The organism is Sphingobium lignivorans (assembly GCF_014203955.1).
GTDB classification, from domain to species: domain Bacteria; phylum Pseudomonadota; class Alphaproteobacteria; order Sphingomonadales; family Sphingomonadaceae; genus Sphingobium; species Sphingobium lignivorans.
The window spans coordinates 512,520-533,532 of sequence record NZ_JACHKA010000001.1; the positions used below are offsets into that span (position 1 = coordinate 512,520).

Sequence of the window (21,013 nt, forward strand, 5' to 3'; positions counted from 1 at the left end):
GGATGCCCCGAAGGGGGGGACATTTTGATTGAACTGATTGAACGCCTACTTCAGCGGGAGAGCCAGCGAACGGAAGCCGACATTCAGGCCGACATTCGGCAGTTCATACTAATGGCACCCTTTGACCTTAATGATAATCAGGTCGTAAACTTGGAGTCACCGGTAGGGGACCGCCGCCGCATTGACATCGAGGTTGGTTCGACTGTCATCGAGGTCAAGCGCGACTTGCGACGAGGCAGGGTGAGGATAGACGCAGCGGAGCAATTGGCTGGTTACGTGGCCGCGCGCCGCGAGCAGACTGGTCAGCGTTACATTGGAGTTCTCACTGACGGTATCGACTGGACGTGTTACGATCTAGTGGACGGTTCTACCCTTCGACCGGTTGCACAATTCACTCTGCAATCCACAGCCGACCTTGATCGGCTCGTTGTGTGGGTCGAGGGCGTACTCGCCACGACCCACGCCATCACCCCCACGTCCACAGCTATAGTGACGCGCCTAGGAGCGGGCAGCAGCGCATATGCCTTGGACCGGGCCACGTTGGGTGCTCTCTATGCCCGGAATCGTGACTTGCCCACGGTTCGGATGAAGCGAGAACTTTGGTCTCGGCTGCTAACTTCGGCTCTGGGAACTCAATTCGAAGACACCGACGACCTATTCATCGAGCACACGCTCCTCGTAAACTCAGCTGAGATCATCGCCCACGCCGTCTTGGGCCTTTCGGTCCAGTCGATCCCGCCGGCTGCTCTCTTGTCTGGGCAGCGCTTCGACGAGGCGGGAATCTATGGCGTCGTTGAGCCTGACTTTTTCGATTGGGTCGTCGAGGTAGATCAAGGTGAGGTTTTCATTCGGACCTTGGCGCGGCGGCTTGCTCGCTTCGATTGGAGCAACGTCGAGCAAGACGTGCTGAAAGTACTTTATGAAAGTATCATCGGGGCGGATACGAGAAAGCGGCTGGGGGAATATTACACCCCGGACTGGCTTGCTCAGGCCGTCGTTTCCGAAACCTTGCGCGCGCCTCTCTCCACTCGCGTGCTTGACCCGGCCTGCGGTTCGGGCACCTTCCTATTCCACGCAATTCGAACTTACATCGCCGCAGCGGAAGCGGCCGGGAATTCGCTTCCCGAACTACTTGCGGGGGTAACGCAGAATGTAATCGGGATGGACCTTCATCCGGTAGCCGTGACCTTAGCACGCGTTACCTATCTCCTGGCTCTCGGGCGCGCTCGGATTGTCGATCCGAACCGCTGCACCATTCAGATCCCGGTTTATCTTGGCGACTCGCTCCAATGGCGCGAACAGAACACGGACCTTTGGTCTGCGGGAAATCTCGTTATTCAAGCGGATGATTCTCGGGAGCTATTCACGTCCGACCTTCGCTTCCCATCCACTTTACTTGACGATGCGGGTAGATTTGACCAACTGGTCAACGACTTGGCCCGCCGTGCCTCGTCGCGTAATCCGGGTGCACCAGTCCCATCGTTATCCGCGACATTTCAGAGACTAGGCATCGCTCAGGAAGACCGCGCAACAATCGAAGCGACCTTCCGAACTATGTGTCGACTCCACGATGAGGGCCGCGACCATATTTGGGGCTACTATGTTCGAAATCTAGCTCGCCCGATGTGGCTCTCCCGTGAAGGGAACAAAGTCGATCTGATTATCGGCAATCCGCCTTGGCTCGCACTGCGGTTTATGACACCCGGAATGCAGACCACTTTCCGCAACATGAGTACGGCGCGCGGACTCTGGGCTGGAGCCGAGTTGGCGACTCAGCAAGACCTTGCGGGGCTATTCGTCGTGCGTTCGTGCGAACTCTATCTTCGCCGCAATGGGCGATTTGCGATGGTGTTGCCCAACGCCGCACTCGACCGACCAAATTACGATGGTTTTCGGACCGGGGCCTATGGCGACGGTGCAGGCGGTTTGCAGATTGCGTTCCAACCAAGCTGGGATTTGCGTCGCCTCCGTCCGCACTTCTTTCCCCGAGCAGCTTGTGTAATATTCGGCGAGCGAGCGGAAGAAGCGGTTCCGATGCCCCTAGAGGCGTCGATCTGGAGGGGCCAGATCGTTGACCGTTCCGCACCCTGGGATGAGATTTCCGCCTTGCTGGAGCGCACGGAAGGAAGTGTCCGGCGATTGGCGGGGGCATGTCGGTCTCCTTACCACGCGATGTTCACGCAGGGTGCCGTTCTCCTCCCACGTTTGGCGTTTATGGTCGAACGCCAGCAGGCCAACCCGCTAGGCTTACCCGCCGGAAGCGCAGCCGTCATCTCACACCGTAGCAACAATGAGAAGAAGCCCTGGAAGCAGCTAGATAGCTTGACGGGCATCGTCGAAACCGACTTCCTCCGACCGGTTCATACCGGTGAAACGTTGTTGCCATTTCGCATGTTGGACGCGCTCGAGGGCGTATTGCCATGCAATCAGCAAGGATTGCTAAGCGAGCCAGAGGGCATCGACATGTTCCCCGGATTAAGCCGGTGGTGGTCGCAAGCGAACGACCTATGGCTAGAACATCGTTCGAGCGAAAAGCTCACGTTGATGGAACAGTTGGATTACCAATCCAAGATGACCAAACAACTCCCGGTCGCCGCGCTGCGGGTCGTGTACAACCGCAGCGGTATGCACGTCGTCGGCGCGAAATTAGAGGATCGTCGCGCCATCTTAACTAGTGGCCTCTACTGGATGCCGGCCTTTTCCGTCGCTGAGGCAGACTATCTATGCGCATTACTCAATGCCCCTCATACGACCGAACTAGTCAGGCCCCTTATGTCGTACGGCAAGGACGAGCGCGATATAGCAAAGCACATCTGGGAGTTGCCAGTTCCGCGCTTTGATACTGCCAACGAAACACATGTCCGGCTGGCGGCCTTAGGTGCGCAGTTGGAGCAAACGGTCCAAGCTATCGAATGTAATGAGGCTCGTCATTTTGCTGCATTGCGGCGCGATATCCGCCGTATCATTGAGACGACAGATGAGGGCATTGAGGCAAACGAGTTGGCCCTGGAATTACTCGGTTAACGTCCTGGCGGAGCCCCCAATCAAGCCGTCGCAGCCTCCGGTTCCCAGACCCAGAACTTCTCGCCGAACCGGGCGTGGAGCTGGTCCAGCAGTTCCTTCTGGATCGCCTTCACCCGTGCGGCGGTGGTGAGTTCGGCTTCGTCCACTTCCTCCCACACCAGGCTGGTCTTGTCCTCGTAGAGATGTTCGCCGGCCAGCAGCGCGCGGTTGTCATAGGGCCAGATGAAGGCCTGCCGGCTGCGGACATGGTAGAATTTGTGCGGGTCCGGCACGTCATAGCCGATCGCCTGCATGATGCCGCCCAGACCCAGCAGGTTGAAGGTCAGCTCGTCCGCGATGCCCCAGTCGGCCACGGCGATGCGGTCGTCACTGTTCCAGAGCACCACGTCGCCCACGCTGTTGTAGAAGGCCTTCACGCCCTCGCGCCCCTTGATCACGGCGGGATTGGCGCCCCATGTGATCCGGTAGACCGGCCGCTCCACCATCATGTCGTCGGCGCAGATCTGGTCGTAGAGCCCGGCGCCCTCGAGATGGACGTGCCGCCAGAAATTGAGGATGATCTTGCGGTGGAAGGGGTTGCGCGTCTGTTCGTAAAGCGCCTCGGTGGGCTTCATGCAGTCGTAGACGGCCTGTTCAAACCGGTTCATCCTCTCGTCTCCTCTCCGATGCGGCACCGGCCGGGTCCTGCGCCCGTTCCCGGTCCATCATCGCCTGGAGGATACGGCGGCCCTGCACCGCTGTCACGTCGCTCTTGAGCATCAGTTCGGGCGGCAGCGCGTCCATGGTGCTGATGATCTTCTCGATTTCCTCGGTCGCGAAACTGTCCTCGGCGAGCACCGGCTCCAGCCGGATCTTAGCGTCCTCCAGCCGGTCGCGCGAAGGGGCGCTCATGCCGAAGAAATAGTTGCAGCTCGTCTTCGTCGCCGGCGTCACGGCGTGCCACACGCGGCTGGTGTGCAGCAGTCGCCCGCCCTGCGGCCGGTCTTCCGGAATGCGCGATTCGCCGATCCCGGCGTGGAAGCCCGGGAAGTAGAAGTCCATGCCCGAGATCCGGTCGACGGGGCCGTCATACACGCTGCGGTCGTGATAGGGCGGCATCGGCGTGTTGCGCATGAAGCGGCGGCTGGAGAGGCGCCGTTCGTTGAGGTCGCGCACTTCCGGGGTCGCCGCATCGTCCGGCGTCCCGATCGAGGTCGCGTGCAGATAGCCCAGGTGCGAGAGGTCCAGCAGATTGTCGTTGAGCAGCTGGTAGCGGCCCTTGACGTGCATCGAATAGAAAGCGTCGGGGATCATGCCGGGGATGTTGAAGCCGATCTCGTCGAGCGTCGGGATCAGCGCCTCGTCCGCCTGGTCCGGGTCGCCCGGCCAGATCCAGGCCCACAGGCCCCGCTCGACGAGCGGATAGGCCTTGATTGCATAGACGCCGGGGATCGTCTTCTGGCTCGGCACGAAGGTGCATTTGCCGTCCGAGCCGAAGGTGATGCCGTGATAGCCGCACTGGATGGCGTCGCCCACCCGCTTGCTTTCGCCCAGCGGATAGTGCCGGTGCGGGCAGCGCCCGTCCACCGCCACGGCCGTCCCGTCCGCCTTGCGATAGAGCACGACCGGCTGGTTGAGGATCCAGCGGCTGAGCAGCGCCTCGCCGATCTCGCGGCAGAAGGCCGCGACATACCAGCCGTTGCGCGGCGCGTAGCTTCCGGGCGTGAAGGGGTACATGCATCGTCTCCATCGGCTAATCGAACATTGTTCGTTTTGCGATGGATGCTTTTTGCGCGCGTTGGTGTCAAGGCGCTGGCATGTCTTTCTCCAAACTCGACCGGGACATGATCGTGGCGGAGGCCGTCGCGCTGCTTCGGGAGGAGGGGCTTGGCGCGGTGAGCCTGCGCCGGGTCGCCGCGCGGCTGGGCGTCAGCGTCTCCTCGCTGTACTGGCACGTGCCGGACAAGGGCACGCTCCACGGGCTGATGTCCGCGTCCATCTTCCGCGCCTGCCTGGATGCCATTCCACCCGCCGGGGACTGGCGCGGCTGGCTCCATGGCTTCGGCCTCGCCTTGTGGGACGCGCAGATCGCGATTCCCGATGCGCGCCAGCTCATCATCGTCGCGCGCCCGCAGGCGGGCCTTGCCGAGGCTTCGCTGGCGCGAATCCTGGACGCGCTGGAGCAGCTCGGCCTGCCGGCGCCGCATGCGCTTGTCGCGCAGCGCTCGGTGCAGGCGCTGGTCACGGGCTGGACGACCTTGCGCTCGGTGCGCCCCGATGCCGTGGCGGCCGATCGCGACAGTTTCGTCATCGCGCTCGATGTGCTGATCGACGGCTGGGCGACACGGGTGGCGGCGGAAGTCGCCTGAGGGGAGCGGGCCGGCGCCGCACGCCCCCATGACTCCTATTGCCGGTAGGCCCCGTCCACCAGCAGCGGCGCGCCGTCGCTTGCATCGATGTCCACCGCCATCTCCACGTCGCCGCCATGGCCGGCCGCGATCAGCTCCCGGCCGGAGGCGGATGCGTGCACGAGCCGCGCCACGTCCGCCCGGGCCGCGTGCCAGGCCATGCAGGCGGTCTCCGCTTCGGCGGAGAGGGCGGGGCCGAGCCCGGCGATGATCGCGCCCGCGCCCAGCCAGTCCTCGATCGCCGGGCGCAGCGATCCGTCCGGCCAGCGCTCCCCGGCGGGAATCACCGCGATGTCGCGCCCGGCCGCGAAGGCGCGCACCGACTCCGCGAGCGCTGTGGCATTGCGCAGGCAGCCGGTGAACACCGGCCGGTCGCCGCAGGCCAGCGAGAGGCGCCCGCCATTGGGGGAGGGGAGGATGAGCCGCGTGGCCGGCGCGATGTCCGACAGGCTGACCGGGGAGAGGGAGAAGCCGCCGCCGGGCGCCCCGCGCGGCTGCGCGATCACGCTTCCGGCCGGGGGCTCAGCCTCCCGGGGGCCCGGTGCGCCGCCGTCCGCAATTCCGAGGTCATGCGGACAGACCAGCGCTCCGCGTGCCGTCGCCACGTCCACGGCGGTGGAGAAGGACAGCACATCCACGATCACGATCACGCCGACCGCGTCGCGCAGTGTCTCGATGCCGTGCAGGCCCCATTCGCAATGGACGGTCATGCCGCTCTCCCGTGCGCCTCTCATGGGCCGGATCGGCAACGCCAAAACGCCCGGCCAGAGACTGGCCGGGCGTCTTCTGTTCCGTCAAGCGGACTTGAGGCAGTCCGCCGCGTGCGCTGGATCAGCCCTGGCGGGCCTTGAAGCGACGCTGCGTCTTGTTGATGACATAGGTGCGCCCGCGACGACGGATCACGCGGTTGTCCCGGTGGCGGTCCTTGAGCGACTTGAGTGAATTGCGGATCTTCATGATCGGGCGTCCAGTGAATCGTGCGGTCGGAAAATCGAAGCCGCGCCTCTATGGGCCGGTCCGGGGAAAGTCAAGGCGCGAGGGGCCGAAAAATCGCCTTTCCTCGCCCGGCTGCGCGGGCGCAGCGCGGCGGGGATCGGCCGTTTTCCCCGGCCATGCGCCGCGCGGTGAGGGTGCGGGGAGGGTTGGGCGCGACCGGCGCGCCCCCCTCCAGCACCGATTCGCGCGAGGGTGCGGGAGCGGCACAATGGGCCCCCCGCATCGCGCATCCTTACCGGGCGATGATCTGTTCCATGGTGGCGTTGCCGCACTTGTCGTTCGTGGCGCCGCTGCCGCCGCCGAGCACGCCCGCGAGCAGCACGCCGCCCACCAGCAGCACCGCGAAGGCCGCCGTGATCCAGCCGAGATAGCGCTCCAGATAGACCTTGATCGGCGCGCCGAACTTCCAGAACAGCGCGCCCACCAGCACGAACTGCATGGCGCGCGAGGCGACGCTGGCCCACAGGAAGGTGAACAGCGGCAGGCCGATGAAGCCCGCCGTGATGGTGATGAGCTTGAAGGGGATGGGCGTGGCGCCCTTCACGAGGATGATCTCGGCGCCATAGTCGCGCAGGTAGCAGGCCGCCTTGGGGAAGCTCTCGGTCAGGCCGAGCGTCGCGAGCAGGCTCTGCCCCAGCGCCTCGAACAGGAAGAAGCCGATCGCATAGCCGAGCAGTCCGCCCGCCACCGAGGCGAGCGTGCAGATGATGCCGTAGCGCAGCGCCCGGGCCGGGCGCGCGAGGCACATCAGCCCGAGCAGCGGATGCGGCGGGATCGGGAAGATGCTCGATTCGAGGAAGGAAACGACGATGAGCCACCATTCGGCATGGCGGTGCGCGGCCTTGGCCAGCGTCCATTCGTAAAGGCGATGCAACATCGCGGGCGCCCATAGCCGCTTTGCCGGGCGGGCGCCAGCGCCGGAAAAATCAGGCGCTGCCGACGACGAGGCAGGCGAGGAACATCAGCAGGCCCGCGAACCGGTTGGAGCGGAACTTGATGAGCGGGTCGGCCTCGTCTTCGCGCAGCGTGCCGACCTGCCAGAGGAATTGCGCGGCGAGCGGCAGCAGCGCGACCGGCGCGAGCCACACAGGCGCGACCAGCCAGAGCGCCGCGCCCCAGAGCGCGAGGGCCAGCGCGAAGCAGGCGGCGACGCCCGCCTTCACATGCCGCCCCATGGCCAGCGCGCTGGAGCGGATGCCGACCAGCGCGTCGTCCTCCCGGTCCTGCAGCGCGTACACCGTGTCGTAGCCGATCACCCAGAAGAAGGCGCCGGCATAGAGGAGCAGCCCCGCCGCATTCATGCCGCCGGTCATTTCCACCCAGCCCACCGGCGCGGCCCAGGTGAACACCAGCCCCAGCCAGGCCTGCGGCCACCATGTGATGCGCTTCATGAAGGGATAGGCCGCGACGAGGGCGAGGCTGGCGAGCGCCACCAGCTGCGCCTGCCAGCGCAATTGCAGCAGCACGATGAGGCCGATGAAGCAGAGCGTCAGCAGCCAGGCCCAGCCCGCCTTGAGCGAGACGGCGCCGCTCGCGATCGGGCGGCTCGCGGTGCGCGCCACCTGCGCGTCGAGGTCGCGGTCGACGATGTCGTTGTAGACGCAGCCCGCCCCGCGCATGGCGATGCTGCCGAGCAGGAACCAGAGCAGCATCGGCCAGCGATCCGGCAAGCCGCCCGCCAGCGCGATCGCCCAGGCGCCGGGCCAGAAGAGCAGCCACCAGCCGATCGGCCGGTCGAACCGCGCGAGCAGCGCATAGGGGCGCGCGGCGGCGGGGAGCAGGCGCATCAGGCCGCGCATCTGCGTATCCGGTACGAATTGCGCCGCGTCCATGATGTGCCGCTCCGGTCCCCGTGCTGTGCCGATGCTCCGGCCCATAGGATTGATCGCCGCGCAAGGGGAGTCCCTCTTTCGCTCGTCCTTCCGCGCAACCTTCTGCCCGGCGCCGCATTGGCAGGAAGATGGAGATGGAAAAGGAGAATGCGTGATGGAAGACGATCGCGTCTGGTCGCATGAGAAGGCGTTGTGGACCGGCAGTGCCGAGCAGTTCGCCGCGGCATTGGATGAATCCTGCCTCATGGTCGTGCCGGCGCCGCCTTATGTGCTGGAGGGCCGCGACGCCATCGAGAGCATTGCCGCCACGCCGCGCTGGGCGGAGGTCACGCTGGCCCATGGCTGCATCGTCCGCCCGCAGGACGGACTGATCGTCGCGGCCTATGAGGCTTATGCCAAGCGCCCCGACGCCACCGAGATGCGCGCCTGGTGCACCTCGACCTGGCGCCGCATTGCGCATGATGACTGGCGGCTGGTCCAGCACCAGCAGATGCATGCCGCCGATGGCCCGCTTCGCTCGGGCTGAGGCGTGGGCCGCACCGCCTCCGCGCACGGTGATCTTGATCCCGGCGCGGGGAGGGTGCACTGCTTGTGGGTCGCCAATGGGCGGCGGGAACAACAGGTTGGCACGAGACGCAAGGATGGAGAGGCGATGATGCGCACGAGGCACTTGAAAGGCGCGCTGCTGGCGCTTGCGCCGGCGCTTCTGCTTACGGGCTGCGCCACGTCCACCGGCCCGGTCGAGGTCACGCGCTTCCATGCCGATCAGGTGGCGCGCCAGGGCCGCGTGACGATCGTGCCGGCCGACGCGGCGGACAGCAACAGCCTGGAATTCCGCGCCGTCGCCAATGCGGTGAGCGCCGCGCTGGCCCGCAATGGCTTTACCGTGCTCGATGAGGGCGCGGCCGGTGGCGATGTCGAGGCGGTCGTCGCCCTGACGCGCGACACTTATGCGCCCGGCGCGCAGGGCCGCTCGCCCGTGAGCGTCGGCGTCGGCGGGTCGACGGGCAGCTTCGGCAGCGGCGTCGGCGTGGGCATCGGCCTCAATCTCTCGGGCAAGCCCAAGCCGGTGGTGGCCACGCGCCTGCGCGTGCAGCTGCGCCGCGCGTCGGACAAGGTGGCCTTCTGGGAAGGGCGTGCCGAGACGGCCGCGAAGGAGGGTTCGCCCGCCGCGCAGCCGGGCATTGCGGTCGGGCGTCTGGCCGATGCGCTTTTCCAGGGCTTCCCCGGCTCGTCCGGCGAGACTATCACGGTGCAATGACCAACCAGACCCGTCCCGCGCCCGCCCCTCTTCTCATCACCAGCCGGTTCGACAGCGGCAATATCGTCGTCGAGCGGATCGAGGGAACAACCGCCACGCTTTCCATCCGCAAGGATAATGAGAGCGATTTCTTCCAGTGGTTCCATTTCCGCGCCGCCGCCCCGGCCGGCACGGCGCTGACGCTGCGCATCACGGGCCTGCATGGCTCGGCTTATCCCGATGGCTGGCCGGGCTATGATGCCGTCGTCTCGGAGGATCGCGAACAGTGGCTGCGCGCGCCCGCGACTTATGATCGGGGGGAGGATGGCGGCACGCTCACCATCCGCCACGAGATGGGCGCCGATGCCGCCTGGTTCGCTTATTTCGCGCCTTATTCGCTGGAGCGCCACCAGGATCTTCTGGCGAGCGCCGCCTCCTGCCCCGGCGTCACGCTGCGCCAGCTCGGCCTCAGCCTGGATGGCCGGCCGATCGATTGCCTGGAGCTGGGCACGGGCGAGAAGCCCGTCTGGCTCATCGCGCGCCAGCATCCCGGCGAATCCATGGCCGAGTGGTGGATGGAAGGCGCGATCGACATGCTGACCGATCCGGGCAATGCCCATGCCCGTCGCCTGCTGGCCGCCTGCCGCTTCCACATCGTGCCGAACATGAACCCGGATGGTTCCTTCCGTGGTCATTTGCGAACCAATGCGGCCGGCATCAATCTCAATCGCGAGTGGCATGCGCCCGCCGCCGAGCGCTCGCCCGAAGTGCTCTGCGTGCGTGATCGCATGGACGAGACCGGCGTCGCCTTCTGCATGGACGTGCATGGCGACGAAGCCATCCCCGCCGTGTTCCTTGCGGGGTTCGAGGGTATTCCCACCCTGCGGCCGGAGCGCATCGCGCTGTTCCGCAAATATCGCGATACGCTCGCTGCCCGCACGCCGGATTTCCAGACGCGCCTCGGCTACACCGAATCGCAGCCGGGCAAGGCCAATCTCTCCATGGCCACCACCCAGATCGCGGAGCGCTACGGCGCCGTCGCCATGACGCTGGAAATGCCCTTTAAGGACAATGATGACCTGCCCGATCCCCGGCAGGGCTGGAGCCCCGAGCGCTCCATGCAACTCGCCCGCGATTGCCTCGCCACGCTCGCGGAAATGGTCGGGGACATCTGAGGTCCGGGGACATCTGAGCGGAGAGGGAGCACCCGCGCCCCGGAGGCACCGCTCCCCGTCCCCCATTCCCTTCGTCATCCCGGATTCTCAGCGCCCGGCCTCCTCACGCCCGGCCCCCATCTCCTTCGTCATCCCGGGCTCGACCCGGGATCCAGCTTCTTCTTTTTCAAACCTGCCGGGTCCCGCGATCCTCAAGGCAGCGGGATCCCGGGTCGAGCCCGGGATGACGTCGTGCCGGGACGACATCGTGCCGGGGCTACATCGTGCGTGAGAGGCCAGGGCGCCGCCCCCAAGCCCCGCCCATCACGCCATCATCGCCGCCTCCTCGCGGCGCAGCGTCAGCACCTCCACGCCGCGCCCCGTCACCGCGACGGTATGCTCGAATTGCGCGGAGAGCTTGCCGTCCTGCGTCACCACCGTCCAGCCGTCGTCCTGCGTCGTCACTTTGCGGCTGCCCTGGTTGAGCATCGGCTCGATGGTGAAGACCATGCCCTCGCGCAGCGTCATCCCCGTGCCGGGCTTGCCGAAGTTGAGCACCTGCGGCTCCTCGTGCATCTCGCGGCCGATGCCGTGCCCGCAATAATCGCGCACCACGGAATAGCCGTGCCGCCTGGCGTGCCGCTCGATCGCGAAGCCGATGTCGCCCAGATGCGCGCCGGGCCGCACTTGCCTTATGCCTTTCCACATCGCCTCGCGCGCCACGCGCACCAGCCGACGCGCGGCCGGCGGCGCATCGCCCACGATGTAGGTCTTGCTGGAATCGGCGATGAACCCGTTCTTCTCCAGCGTGATGTCGAGATTGATGATGTCGCCGTCGCGGATGATCTGCCCCGCATCGGGCACGCCATGGCACACGACATCGTTGATCGAGCAGTTGAGCACATAGGCAAAGCCATATTGCCCCTTGCTCGCCGGCCGCGCCGCGAGGTCCGCCGTGATGAACCGGTCGACCAGATCGTTGACCGCGAGCGTGGACATGCCCGCCAGCGCCTGACCGTCCAGCATCTCGAACACCGATGCGAGCAACCGGCCGGAGATGCGCATCAGCGCCAGCTCGTCCGGGGTCTTCACCATCTCAGGCCGCCACGGCCTCGGGCCCCGCAGCTTGCCCATGCGCCGCCGCCACCTGCATCCTGATGATTTCCACATAGGAGAGCGCCGGGTTCGCCTCGGCCAGCATGCCGATCTTCATCCAGAACTCCGCCTGCGCATTGATGGAGCGGCACATCACCCCACTCGCCCGCCGCACTTCCTCATGCAGATCATCCCCGATCTTGACGATACCCATGTCTGATTCCCCGTGATCGACTATACGGAGTGTATATGGATCGTATATTGCGGGGTGTCAAAGGGGGGTGGGGGCGGCGCGGCGAAGCTTCCGGGAAAGACCGCCCTGAACGGCGGTTCCGACGGCCGCATTGGGCTCAGCGGTCATTCCTATGCGAAGTGCTAAGCGACAGGTTCTTCGTCAACATCGCACCATCAGTGGTTGCCGTAACTTCAACGGGAAAACCATTGTCGAAGCAATTGCCGATAGGCATATCGGGGATGAGAGGCATTCGTGCCTCAACTGATCCATTAACGGAAGGCTAAGCTTTACAATGCGGATCGAATACTTACAGGTTTCTAACATCCTGAGCTTTTCGCATGTGCCAAATATCACGGATGCAGAAAAAATCACCTTTGATGATGGCTTAAATATCATAATCGGTGAGAATGGCTCCGGGAAATCTACGGCTCTTGAGATAATAAATTTTCTGTTCAAACACGTATTCTATCGCCAATTTGTATTTAACAGTGATCTTTTTGAGCAACGACATAACCTGTCATCTGCCGACCGCGGGCAGATCTTGCAGCCTGTCGATCAGCGCGACGTAGCGGCATTTCGGCTTGAGGCGAACTGGCAAAGCGGAGCTTTGGAGCAGCGGATTAGGATCGCGCTACGCCTTGATGAGATAGATCACGGAAACATCAAAAAAATCAAAGATAACTTGGTCAATATTTTAGAGCATGCCCGTATCTATTCGACCTACGCACCCTCGGTGGAAGGCGGTCATCGAGATTTGTATACTGTCGATGTCGTAATCGATCGTGCGAGAAACACCTTTTCTATACACCTTCAGAATGGAGGGGAGGACTTCGGATTTCGTTATTTAACAGATTACAATTATTTCAAGGAGGCCATCGCCCTTCACAACCATCTGAATCCTGAACGAACAATTATGCCCCTTTTGGAGTCCTTCACCCTTATTAGCAGTTATCGAAACTACAATGCTTTCCAGCCGAGCATTTCGCTACGTAATGCGGCAGCAGCGCAGCAGATCCAACAAATCAGGTCTCAGGATTTCGGTCGCAGCCTTAATGCAATTGATCAGCAAGAACCGTCAATCTTCGGTCTCGTGCGGCTGCAGGTCGCCGAGCGGCACTACGATTTGATGTCGCAGGCCAAAACGAAAGAGCAGTGCGAAGATGAGGCAAATACTCTACCGTTCATTGTTGCGATAAATAAGCGTCTTCAGGTAATCAACCTGCGCTGCGAGATTCGCCTGCAAGAGCAGCGCACCTGGGATTACAGTTTTCATTTTTACGACACTCGTCGCAACCAGCCTATCGGGGACATCAACAGCCTGAGCGCCGGTCAAAAGGCGATCATCCACCTAGTTATGGAGGCATACGGGAGGGGCGACCTGAAGGGCGGCGTTATCATCATCGACGAACCCGAGATCCACCTCCATTACCAATTTCAACATGAATACTTGCAGGTCATCCGCGATCTGAATCGCGTGCAGAAGTGCCAGTACATCTTGGTCACGCACTCGGAGGCGTTGATCAACTCAAGCACGATCAATTCGGTCCGGCGCTTTGCCCTGAGCGCCGATGGGCGCACTCAAATCCATGCACCGACACTAAACGCAGACCAAAAAAGCTTGATCAAAATCCTCGACAATACGCGGTCGACCTACGCCTTTTTTGCCAAGAAGGTCGTCCTCGTCGAGGGTGACAGCGATCGCTATTTTATAAAGGCAGTTATCCAAGAGCGCTATCGCCAGCTCGATCAGGAAATCGCCGTTCTCCACATCGGCGGCAAAGGTGAGTTCCAAAAGTGGCGAGATCTGTTCGAGGCCTTCGGCTTAACAGTCTATGCGATTGCTGACTTCGACTATATCATCAACCTGCACTATTCGACTGCGAAAGGTGCGCGGTTAAAGACCCAAGCAGAGATTGCGGCCTTCAAGGTCGCTCATCCCGATTGGCAGGCGAAGATCACCGACGAGATAGCGAACCGAACGTTTATCTTAAGCGAGGGGGATCTCGAGTGGTATCTTAGCATTGGCAAGGACCTCGATCAGGTTATCAATTTTTGTCAGAACAGGCTGGCGATATTCCTTGCTGATGATGCTGATCCCAAGAGCGTCGAGGTACGGGCAATTATGGAGGCGATCACAAGCTGAGTGGCGTTACCCGCCAGCTTTGAACACGTGCCCGGTGCGGCTGTGGGCGATGGGCTGGAAGTCATCGCACATTACGGGGTGTCAGGCGCAATCAAACAGGTCTGGCTGCGGGGAAATCATCTAGTCGCCGGAGGGCTGCCATAGCCGGGCAAAAACGTGCCGATAATGCCATGCCAGCGCGGCCCACCAGATGGGCCAGATGCTACCCCAAACATAACTGCCGGTCAGGAAATAGTGAAACAGGGCGATCACCGTGATGGCAGGGGCCACCAGCAAGAGTCCGATCGGTGATGACCGATCGACCATCAGCGCCGCGCCCCCTGTCAGCAGGGAGATGATAAGAAGCGGGTTCATGAAACCGGACCTGTTGAGTGCGCCGGTGAGGTCTGCGGCAGCTTCAACGGCTTCAGGGGGATGGTTTCCGTCAAACTGTATGACGACGGATAGCGTCAGGCCGATCAGGCACAATCCGAACAAGCAGCGCGCTACATTCCAACCGATCTCGTTCCAGCGCATCGTGGCCGTTCCCCTGCGGACCCCAGAGACGATAAACATCAGAATCCAGCGGCCGACAAGCCAGGACTTCGCGCAACTTTGGGCGGCGACGCTTCATCCGCGTGCCATCATGAAATGCCCTGCGGCGTTTACTTGAAAGCCGGCATGCCGCTTCGGCCCGTTTCTGGCGAGGACCTGCCGTTCAGCAATCGGCGATGAAGGGACATCGATGAGCCGTACCGGGCCGCCCCCGCGCCACCCGGCATTCAGCTATCCGTTAATCCCAGCATTTCCCCCAAAAACCCCGTCGCCGCGGCCCAGCTTCTGCGGTTCGTGTCCGGCTGGAAGCCGAAGCTGCGGTCGGCGTTGAGGGGCACGTCGTCGGCGGTGAAGGCGTGGCCGGTGCGGCTGTAGGTGATGAACTGGAAGTCCACGTCCGCCTCGGCCAGTTCCTTGCACAGCGCCGTCTTGGCTTCGGGCGGGCAGAGATTGTCGTTCCAGCCGTCGCAGATCATCAGGCTGGCGGTGATGGGCGCGTTGGGGAAGGGCGGGGCGTCGTACACGCCGTGGAAGGAGACGCCGGCCTTGATGTCGGCGCCCGCGCGGGCGAGGTCGAGCACGCATTTGCCCCCGGCGCAGAAGCCGATCGCGCCGAGCCGGCCCGTGTCCACGCCCGGCAGGCCCTTGAGCTCGGCCAGTGCATCGAGCAGCCGGGTCTTCACAGCCATGCGGTCCGCCATGAAGTCGTGCAGCAGCTTGCCGGAACTTTCCATGTCCGTGCCGCGCTTGCCCTGCCCGTAATAGTCGACGACGAGCACCTTGTAGCCGAGCGCCGCGAGCGTCTCGGCCTTGGCGAAATCCCATTCCTTGGCGCCGAAGAAATTGGGGAAGAGCAGGATGCCCGGCTGCGTGCCGGCTGCCGTGTCCCCCACGAACATCGATTCGAACGGGCCGCCGGGGCCCTCGTGGATGTGAACGGTGCGGGTGATGGCCATGATCCGTCTCCTTCGCTTTGTCGGGTCGGGGGCTTCAATGGCCGATTGTCCCGTGCCGGACAAGTTGCGCCATCCTGAAATCGCGCTATCAGGCCCCCAGCCCAAGACAATCCGGAGTGATCCTGCATGCCCACGCTTGTCCTCATCCGCCATGGCCAGTCCGCCTGGAACCTGGAGAACCGCTTCACCGGCTGGTGGGATGTGGACGTGACGGAGAAGGGCGCGGCGGAAGCGGCTGCGGCAGGCGCGCTGATGAAGGAGAAGGGGCTGGATTTCGACCAGTGCTTCACCTCGCTGCAGAAGCGGGCGATCAAGACGCTCCATCTCGCGCTGGAGGAAATGGATCGGCTGTGGCTGCCGGTGGAGAAGGACTGGCGCCTCAACGAGCGGCATTATGGCGGCCTCACCGGTCTCGACAAGGCGGAGACGGCGGCGAAGCATGGCGACGCGCAGGTGAAGATCTGGCGCCGCAGCTTCGATGTGCCGCCGCCGCCGCTGGAAGCGGGCAGCGAATATGATCTCTCGAAGGACCGGCGCTATGCGGGCATCGACATTCCCGCGACGGAAAGCCTCAAGGATACCATCGCGCGCGTGCTGCCTTATTGGGAGAGCCGCATCGCGCCGGAGCTGAAGGCGGGCAAGCGCGTGCTCATCTCCGCCCACGGCAATTCGCTGCGCGCGCTGGTCAAGCATCTCTCCAACATTCCCGATGACGAGATCACCGGGCTGGAGATCCCCACCGGCCAGCCCATCGTCTATGATCTCGCGGACGATCTCACCGCGCTCGACCGTTATTATCTCTCCGAGCGCTGAGTTGCGGGACGCGCGGGGAGGGGCGCAGCCCCACCCTTCCCGCACGCGGGAAATCTTGGTTCAAGCGATTGATATAAAAGAAAAATAGGATCGACCGCGATCCGCTCGCCCGGGGGGACGGTCCCCGGGTGGAGACCAGCCTTTTTATATGTCCTGATGTGTCCGGAAATAGCGCGCGGCGGACCGCCCCGCCGGGATCAGATCCCGCCGAAAACCGGGCTTTTTCCTGCTGAGAACACGCCATCGCACCGATGGCCAACCGTCCGCCTTTTTCCGTCAGGCGGCGAGCACGTCGCCTGCCTCGGGGTGCCGCCGGAAATAAGTGACGACATAGCTGCACAGCGGCCGGATCTTCAGGCCCCGCGCCCGCGCGTCCGCGACCACGCCGTCGATCAGCCGGGCCGCGATGCCCTGGCCCTGCAGCGCGGGCGGCACTTCGGTATGGGTGATGGCGAGCACATCGCCCTGCCGGTGGTAGTCGGCCAGCGCGAGCCCGCCGTCCACCGCCAGCTCGTAGCGGCTGCGTTCCGCATTGTCCCGGAAGTCGCTCATGCCTCTTTACTCCTGCGGGCGGGCGGCCGCGGACCAGCTCCCGCCGCTCGCCTGCCTTTTGGCGCTGTACATGGCCATGTCCGCGCGGGCGATGGCGGCGAAATCGCTGTCGCCCGGGCGCAGGTCGGTGCAGCCGAACGAGGCGGAGAGCGGCAGCAGATGGTTGCCGAAGCGGCATTCCGTCTCCGCGATCATGCGGGCGAGCTGGCGTGCCTTGTCCGCCGCGCCGCCCTCGCTCACGCCATCGAGCAGCAGCGCGAATTCATCGCCGCCCACCCGGGCCGCGATGTCCGTGTTGCGCACGCAGGCGCCCAGCATCCGGGCGACGTGCAGCAGCGCATAGTCGCCGGCGCTGTGCCCGAATGTGTCGTTGATGAGCTTCATGCCGTTCACGTCCACGAACACCAGTGCCGACTGCGCGCCATAGCGCTCCAGCCGGTTCAGGCGCTCGGCGAGGCAGGCGATGAAATGCCGCCTGTTGTAGAGCGGCGTGAGCGTATCGCGCACGACCAGCCGCTCCAGCTCTTCATTGGCAAGTTGCAGCAGCCGCACTTCCTTGCGGAGCGCGTCCACTTCCTGTTCGAGTGCCGAAACGTCTCCGCTGCTCTGATCGCGCGAAACGTCCCGGGTAGTGGCTCGTGCCAAACTCTACCTCCCTTGCGCGACCGCGGGATGATGATGTTTATCGCTGTATAAATTCATGTTCTGAAAAATGCAGCCCAAAAAGCGCGTTTCGGCCCATGGATGGACCGCTTTGACCGGTTGTGCAGCATGGCAGTGATCTCTATTGGCCAGTGCCTTAACGAGACATTGCCAGCTATTCCCTACCGGAAAGTTCGGCATCTTTTTGAAACCGCAAGGGCAGGGACGCGGCCATGGTGAAAGTGGGAATTATCATGGGGTCCCGGTCGGACTGGGAGACCATGCGCCACGCGGCCGAGACGCTGGAAGCGCTGGAAATCCCCCATGAATGCAAGGTGGTCTCCGCGCACCGCACGCCGGATCGGCTCGTGGACTATGCCAAGGGCGCGGTCGGCCGGGGCCTTCAGGTCATCATCGCGGGCGCCGGCGGGGCCGCGCATCTGCCGGGCATGACGGCTGCGATGACTCGCCTCCCGGTGCTGGGCGTGCCGGTCCGCTCGGCGGCGCTCTCCGGCGTGGACAGCCTGTATTCGATCGTCCAGATGCCGGGCGGCATTCCGGTCGGCACGCTGGCGATCGGCAAGCCCGGCGCGATCAATGCCGGCCTGCTCGCCGCCGCGATTCTCGCCAATGGCGACCCCGCACTGGCGCAGCGCCTCGAAGCCTGGCGCGCCCGCCAGACCGAATCGGTCGCGGAAACCGTCGCGGACGATGTCGAATGAAGATCGTTCCGCCGGGGTCCACCATCGGCATCGTCGGGGGCGGCCAGCTCGGCCGGATGATGGCGATGGCCGGGGCGCAGCTGGGCTATCGCGCGCACATCTTCGCGCCCGAGCCCAGCGGCCCGGCCGCTGACGTCGCCGCGGACTGGACGCAGGGCGCTTATGAGGATGCCACGGCGCTGGCCCGCTTTGCCGAGGCGGTGGACGTCATCACTTATGAATTCGAGAATGTGCCGGCGGCCACGGTCGATCTGCTGGCCGGGCTGGGCCATGTCCATCCCAATGCCCGCGCGCTCGGCATCGCGCAGGACCGGCTGAGCGAGAAGGCCTTCTTCGCGGGCCTCGGCGGGCGAACGGCGCCTTATCGCCCGGTGGCCGATCGCGCGGGGCTCGCCCTGGCCGTGGAGGAGATCGGCGCCCCGGCCATCCTCAAGACGACCCGCTTCGGCTATGACGGGAAGGGGCAGGCCCGCATCATGGCGGCCGATCCCGCGCAGCTCGATCGCGCCTGGGCGGAGATCGGCGGACGCCCGGCCCTGCTGGAAGGCTTCGTGCGCTTCGACCATGAATTCTCGGTGATTCTGGTGCGGGCGCGTGACGGGGAGGTCCGCTTCTGGGATTCGCCTCATAACGTCCATGTCGAGGGCATCCTGTCGACCTCGGTGGTGCCCGCGCCCGCGCCGGTGCTGGCGCAGGTGGACGAGGCACGGGAGATCGCCACGCAGGTCGCCCATGCCCTCGATTATGTCGGCGTTCTGACGCTCGAATATTTCGCGGGCGACAAGGGGCCCATCTTCAACGAGATGGCGCCGCGCGTGCATAACAGCGGCCACTGGACCATCGAGGGCGCCGTCACCAGCCAGTTCGAGAATCACGTCCGGGCGATTTGCGGCCTGCCGCTGGGCTCGACGGCCCGCGCCGCGGCAGGCGTCGCCATGGAGAATATCATCGGGGCGCGGGCGCATGACTGGGCAGAGATTCTTGCCGACGAGACCGCCCATCTCCATCTCTATGGCAAGCACGAGGCCCGTCCCGGCCGCAAGATGGGCCATGTGACGCGGCTGCGCCTGAATGGAACGGCCTGACATGCCGGAGGATCGCATCATGACGGATGCTCGCCCCGAGATCGTTCTCCTCCTCTCCCGCGCCGATAATGGCGTGATCGGCAGCGAGGGCGATATTCCCTGGCATATTCCCGGCGAGCAGCGGCGTTTCAAGGCCATGACCATGGGCACGCCGATGGTCATGGGGCGCAAGACGTTCGACAGCCTTCCGCGCCTGCTGCCCGGCCGGCGGCACATCGTGCTGACGCGCGACCGGGCGTGGCAGGCCGAGGGGGCGGAAGTCGTCCACAGTGTCGAGGACGCGATCGCCATCGCGCAGGCACCGGTCCTGTCCGTGATCGGCGGCGCGGAGATCTATCGCCTGTTCGAGCCGGTCGCGGATCGTCTGGAAATCACGCAGGTCGGGCTGAACCCGCCCGGGGACGCGCGCATCGATGCCCCCTCGCCGGCGCGCTGGCGCGAGGCTGCGCGGGAGGATTTCGCCGCCGCGGGCGATGCTCCCGCCTACAGCTATCTGACCTTCCTTCGCGCCTGAAGACCATGAGAGCGTGCCCTGCTGCGGCCGGGGCACGGCGCCCGGGGCCGGCAGGGCCGTGCCATCCTCTGCTGCACCGGCACGCGGGGACTGGCGCAGGCGCGGCCCGGTGCCTATAGCGCGCCGGAATGGAACGGATCACGAGCGATGAGCCCATGCCCGCGCATCTGCGCGGCGCAATCATCGCACTGGGCAATTTCGATGGCTTCCATGCGGGGCATCAGGCGGTCGTTGGCCGTGCCGTCGCGCGTGCCCGTGCGGAGGGGCGCCCCGCCATCGTCGCGACGTTCGATCCTCATCCGATCAGTCATTTCCGCCCGGACCTGCCGTTTTTCCGCCTGACCACGCTGGCGCAGCGCGAGCGGCTGTTCGCGGCGGCCGGGGCGGATGCCATGCTGGTGTTCCGCTTCGGCGCGGAAATGGCGGCTATGAGTGCCGAAGCGTTCGTCGACCTGCTCTGCGGCAGGCTCGCGGCGGCGGGCGTGGTCACGGGCGAGGATTTCACCTTCGGTCGCGGTCGCAGCGGTACCATCGCGACGCTGGCGGCACTGGGCGCGAGCCATGGGCTGGCCGTGGAGGCCGTCGCCGCCGTGCGGGACGAGACGGGCGCCGTGATCTCGTCGAGCCGCATCCGCGAGGCGCTGGCGGCGGGGGATTGCGCCACCGCGACGCGGCTGCTCACTCGGCCTTTCACCATCGCCGCGCCGGTCATCCATGGGGACAAGCGCGGGCGCACTATCGGCTTCCCGACCGCGAACATGGATCTGGGCGACTATCTTCGCCCGGCCTATGGTATCTATGCGGTGCGGGTGCTGCTGGCGGACGGACGGGTGCTGCCGGGCGCCGCCAACCTCGGCATCCGCCCCACTTTCCAGCCTCCGAAGGAGCTGCTGGAAACCTACATCTTCGATTTCTCGGAGAGTCTTTACGACCAGACCGTGGAAATCGCGCTGATCGAGCGGCTGCGTTCCGAGGAAAAGTTCGACAGCCTGGAGGCTCTCGTCGCGCAGATGGACGAAGACGTCGCCCGCGCCCGGGCGATCCTCGCCGCCACGCCCTGAGACGCGGGGAAAGACTCGCCCCGCGCGC

The 21,013-nt window shown here is 64.5% G+C and carries 23 protein-coding genes; 11 read left to right on the forward strand and 12 right to left on the reverse strand.

Annotated features, from left to right (window positions below; translation table 11 throughout):
* The first annotated feature begins 24 nt into the window (after window positions 1-24).
* Window positions 25-3,024, forward strand: a complete 3,000-nt coding sequence (locus HNP60_RS02395) for an N-6 DNA methylase (RefSeq protein WP_221414653.1) — start codon at window positions 25-27, stop codon at window positions 3,022-3,024.
* A 20-nt stretch (window positions 3,025-3,044) separates the two neighbouring features.
* On the opposite strand, the gene HNP60_RS02400 is transcribed toward HNP60_RS02395, so the two are convergent.
* Window positions 3,045-3,671 (reverse strand): hypothetical protein, encoded by a 627-nt coding sequence (locus tag HNP60_RS02400; protein WP_184149760.1) that lies wholly within the window; start codon window positions 3,669-3,671, stop codon window positions 3,045-3,047.
* A complete protein-coding gene (locus HNP60_RS02405) occupies window positions 3,658-4,740 on the reverse strand; it encodes a Rieske 2Fe-2S domain-containing protein (protein WP_184149774.1) in 1,083 nt (360 codons plus the stop codon). Before HNP60_RS02405 ends, HNP60_RS02400 begins: the two co-directional genes overlap by 14 nt.
* A gap of 80 nt (window positions 4,741-4,820) precedes the next feature.
* Between HNP60_RS02405 and HNP60_RS02410 the strand changes: the two genes are divergently transcribed.
* On the forward strand, window positions 4,821-5,372 hold the full coding sequence (locus HNP60_RS02410; protein ID WP_184149777.1) for a TetR/AcrR family transcriptional regulator: 552 nt from the start codon (window positions 4,821-4,823) through the stop codon (window positions 5,370-5,372).
* A gap of 35 nt (window positions 5,373-5,407) precedes the next feature.
* Here HNP60_RS02410 and HNP60_RS02415 read toward each other — a convergent pair whose 3' ends face one another.
* The 4 genes from HNP60_RS02415 to ubiA form a co-directional block, all read right to left on the reverse strand.
* Window positions 5,408-6,121 carry a 2-phosphosulfolactate phosphatase gene (locus HNP60_RS02415; protein WP_260394610.1) on the reverse strand — a complete coding sequence of 238 codons (714 nt, stop codon included), beginning with the start codon at window positions 6,119-6,121 and terminating at the stop codon, window positions 5,408-5,410.
* 121 nt (window positions 6,122-6,242) lie between these two features.
* On the reverse strand, window positions 6,243-6,368 hold the full coding sequence (ykgO, locus tag HNP60_RS02420; protein WP_008069451.1) for a type B 50S ribosomal protein L36: 126 nt from the start codon (window positions 6,366-6,368) through the stop codon (window positions 6,243-6,245).
* 271 nt (window positions 6,369-6,639) lie between these two features.
* Window positions 6,640-7,284, reverse strand: a complete 645-nt coding sequence (locus tag HNP60_RS02425) for a YqaA family protein (protein WP_014074852.1) — start codon at window positions 7,282-7,284, stop codon at window positions 6,640-6,642.
* Window positions 7,285-7,333: 49 nt separating this feature from the next.
* Window positions 7,334-8,239 (reverse strand): 4-hydroxybenzoate octaprenyltransferase, encoded by a 906-nt coding sequence (ubiA, locus tag HNP60_RS02430; RefSeq protein WP_184051100.1) that lies wholly within the window; start codon window positions 8,237-8,239, stop codon window positions 7,334-7,336.
* 154 nt (window positions 8,240-8,393) lie between these two features.
* Between ubiA and HNP60_RS02435 the strand changes: the two genes are divergently transcribed.
* From HNP60_RS02435 to HNP60_RS02445, 3 genes are all read left to right on the forward strand, one after another.
* Window positions 8,394-8,765 (forward strand): DUF4440 domain-containing protein, encoded by a 372-nt coding sequence (locus tag HNP60_RS02435; RefSeq protein WP_014074854.1) that lies wholly within the window; start codon window positions 8,394-8,396, stop codon window positions 8,763-8,765.
* A 126-nt stretch (window positions 8,766-8,891) separates the two neighbouring features.
* Complete coding sequence (locus HNP60_RS02440) at window positions 8,892-9,500, forward strand: DUF4136 domain-containing protein (RefSeq protein WP_338056685.1); 609 nt, start codon at window positions 8,892-8,894, stop codon at window positions 9,498-9,500.
* Window positions 9,497-10,654 (forward strand): M14 family metallopeptidase, encoded by a 1,158-nt coding sequence (locus tag HNP60_RS02445; protein ID WP_184149783.1) that lies wholly within the window; start codon window positions 9,497-9,499, stop codon window positions 10,652-10,654. Before HNP60_RS02440 ends, HNP60_RS02445 begins: the two co-directional genes overlap by 4 nt.
* A 303-nt stretch (window positions 10,655-10,957) precedes the next feature.
* On the opposite strand, the gene map is transcribed toward HNP60_RS02445, so the two are convergent.
* On the reverse strand, window positions 10,958-11,728 hold the full coding sequence (map, locus tag HNP60_RS02450) for a type I methionyl aminopeptidase (RefSeq protein ID WP_184149786.1): 771 nt from the start codon (window positions 11,726-11,728) through the stop codon (window positions 10,958-10,960).
* A 1-nt stretch (window position 11,729) separates the two neighbouring features.
* Window positions 11,730-11,942 carry a ParD-like family protein gene (locus tag HNP60_RS02455; RefSeq protein ID WP_184149789.1) on the reverse strand — a complete coding sequence of 71 codons (213 nt, stop codon included), beginning with the start codon at window positions 11,940-11,942 and terminating at the stop codon, window positions 11,730-11,732.
* A gap of 313 nt (window positions 11,943-12,255) precedes the next feature.
* Here HNP60_RS02455 and HNP60_RS02460 point away from each other — a divergent pair, with 313 nt between their 5' ends.
* Window positions 12,256-14,106, forward strand: a complete 1,851-nt coding sequence (locus HNP60_RS02460; protein WP_184149792.1) for an AAA family ATPase — start codon at window positions 12,256-12,258, stop codon at window positions 14,104-14,106.
* Window positions 14,107-14,226: 120 nt separating this feature from the next.
* Here HNP60_RS02460 and HNP60_RS02465 read toward each other — a convergent pair whose 3' ends face one another.
* Complete coding sequence (locus HNP60_RS02465; protein WP_184149795.1) at window positions 14,227-14,622, reverse strand: hypothetical protein; 396 nt, start codon at window positions 14,620-14,622, stop codon at window positions 14,227-14,229.
* A 245-nt stretch (window positions 14,623-14,867) separates the two neighbouring features.
* A complete protein-coding gene (locus HNP60_RS02470; protein ID WP_184149798.1) occupies window positions 14,868-15,596 on the reverse strand; it encodes a dienelactone hydrolase family protein in 729 nt (242 codons plus the stop codon).
* Window positions 15,597-15,722: 126 nt separating this feature from the next.
* Here HNP60_RS02470 and gpmA point away from each other — a divergent pair, with 126 nt between their 5' ends.
* Window positions 15,723-16,409, forward strand: coding sequence for a 2,3-diphosphoglycerate-dependent phosphoglycerate mutase (gpmA, locus tag HNP60_RS02475; RefSeq protein WP_184149801.1), 687 nt, complete (start codon window positions 15,723-15,725; stop codon window positions 16,407-16,409).
* A gap of 276 nt (window positions 16,410-16,685) precedes the next feature.
* Here gpmA and HNP60_RS02480 read toward each other — a convergent pair whose 3' ends face one another.
* Together HNP60_RS02480 and HNP60_RS02485 are read right to left on the reverse strand one after the other, a co-directional pair.
* Window positions 16,686-16,961 (reverse strand): GNAT family N-acetyltransferase, encoded by a 276-nt coding sequence (locus HNP60_RS02480; protein WP_184149804.1) that lies wholly within the window; start codon window positions 16,959-16,961, stop codon window positions 16,686-16,688.
* A gap of 6 nt (window positions 16,962-16,967) precedes the next feature.
* Window positions 16,968-17,606 (reverse strand): GGDEF domain-containing protein, encoded by a 639-nt coding sequence (locus HNP60_RS02485; protein WP_184149807.1) that lies wholly within the window; start codon window positions 17,604-17,606, stop codon window positions 16,968-16,970.
* Between the two features lie 230 nt (window positions 17,607-17,836).
* On the opposite strand from HNP60_RS02485, the gene purE reads away from it, so the two are divergent.
* The 4 genes from purE to HNP60_RS02505 all read left to right on the forward strand — a co-directional run bounded on the left by purE (window position 17,837) and on the right by HNP60_RS02505 (window position 20,985).
* On the forward strand, window positions 17,837-18,325 hold the full coding sequence (gene purE / locus HNP60_RS02490) for a 5-(carboxyamino)imidazole ribonucleotide mutase (protein ID WP_184149810.1): 489 nt from the start codon (window positions 17,837-17,839) through the stop codon (window positions 18,323-18,325).
* Window positions 18,322-19,410, forward strand: coding sequence for a 5-(carboxyamino)imidazole ribonucleotide synthase (locus HNP60_RS02495; protein ID WP_184149813.1), 1,089 nt, complete (start codon window positions 18,322-18,324; stop codon window positions 19,408-19,410). The genes purE and HNP60_RS02495 overlap by 4 nt, the downstream gene beginning before the upstream one ends.
* Before the next feature lie 19 nt (window positions 19,411-19,429).
* On the forward strand, window positions 19,430-19,924 hold the full coding sequence (locus tag HNP60_RS02500) for a dihydrofolate reductase (protein WP_184149816.1): 495 nt from the start codon (window positions 19,430-19,432) through the stop codon (window positions 19,922-19,924).
* Between the two features lie 128 nt (window positions 19,925-20,052).
* Window positions 20,053-20,985, forward strand: coding sequence for a bifunctional riboflavin kinase/FAD synthetase (locus HNP60_RS02505; RefSeq protein WP_184149819.1), 933 nt, complete (start codon window positions 20,053-20,055; stop codon window positions 20,983-20,985).
* Window positions 20,986-21,013 lie beyond the last annotated feature (28 nt).

Coding starts and splice junctions, on each gene's coding strand:
- HNP60_RS02400 (WP_184149760.1), bottom strand. CDS start 3,671: ATGAACCGGTTTGAACAGGCCGTCTACGACTGCATGAAGCCCACCGAG.
- HNP60_RS02405 (WP_184149774.1), bottom strand. CDS start 4,740: ATGTACCCCTTCACGCCCGGAAGCTACGCGCCGCGCAACGGCTGGTAT.
- HNP60_RS02410 (WP_184149777.1), top strand. CDS start 4,821: ATGTCTTTCTCCAAACTCGACCGGGACATGATCGTGGCGGAGGCCGTC.
- HNP60_RS02415 (WP_260394610.1), bottom strand. CDS start 6,121: ATGACCGTCCATTGCGAATGGGGCCTGCACGGCATCGAGACACTGCGC.
- ykgO (WP_008069451.1), bottom strand. CDS start 6,368: ATGAAGATCCGCAATTCACTCAAGTCGCTCAAGGACCGCCACCGGGAC.
- HNP60_RS02425 (WP_014074852.1), bottom strand. CDS start 7,284: ATGTTGCATCGCCTTTACGAATGGACGCTGGCCAAGGCCGCGCACCGC.
- ubiA (WP_184051100.1), bottom strand. CDS start 8,239: ATGGACGCGGCGCAATTCGTACCGGATACGCAGATGCGCGGCCTGATG.
- HNP60_RS02435 (WP_014074854.1), top strand. CDS start 8,394: ATGGAAGACGATCGCGTCTGGTCGCATGAGAAGGCGTTGTGGACCGGC.
- HNP60_RS02440 (WP_338056685.1), top strand. CDS start 8,892: ATGATGCGCACGAGGCACTTGAAAGGCGCGCTGCTGGCGCTTGCGCCG.
- HNP60_RS02445 (WP_184149783.1), top strand. CDS start 9,497: ATGACCAACCAGACCCGTCCCGCGCCCGCCCCTCTTCTCATCACCAGC.
- map (WP_184149786.1), bottom strand. CDS start 11,728: ATGGTGAAGACCCCGGACGAGCTGGCGCTGATGCGCATCTCCGGCCGG.
- HNP60_RS02455 (WP_184149789.1), bottom strand. CDS start 11,942: ATGGGTATCGTCAAGATCGGGGATGATCTGCATGAGGAAGTGCGGCGG.
- HNP60_RS02460 (WP_184149792.1), top strand. CDS start 12,256: ATGCGGATCGAATACTTACAGGTTTCTAACATCCTGAGCTTTTCGCAT.
- HNP60_RS02465 (WP_184149795.1), bottom strand. CDS start 14,622: ATGCGCTGGAACGAGATCGGTTGGAATGTAGCGCGCTGCTTGTTCGGA.
- HNP60_RS02470 (WP_184149798.1), bottom strand. CDS start 15,596: ATGGCCATCACCCGCACCGTTCACATCCACGAGGGCCCCGGCGGCCCG.
- gpmA (WP_184149801.1), top strand. CDS start 15,723: ATGCCCACGCTTGTCCTCATCCGCCATGGCCAGTCCGCCTGGAACCTG.
- HNP60_RS02480 (WP_184149804.1), bottom strand. CDS start 16,961: ATGAGCGACTTCCGGGACAATGCGGAACGCAGCCGCTACGAGCTGGCG.
- purE (WP_184149810.1), top strand. CDS start 17,837: ATGGTGAAAGTGGGAATTATCATGGGGTCCCGGTCGGACTGGGAGACC.
- HNP60_RS02495 (WP_184149813.1), top strand. CDS start 18,322: ATGAAGATCGTTCCGCCGGGGTCCACCATCGGCATCGTCGGGGGCGGC.
- HNP60_RS02500 (WP_184149816.1), top strand. CDS start 19,430: ATGACGGATGCTCGCCCCGAGATCGTTCTCCTCCTCTCCCGCGCCGAT.
- HNP60_RS02505 (WP_184149819.1), top strand. CDS start 20,053: ATGGAACGGATCACGAGCGATGAGCCCATGCCCGCGCATCTGCGCGGC.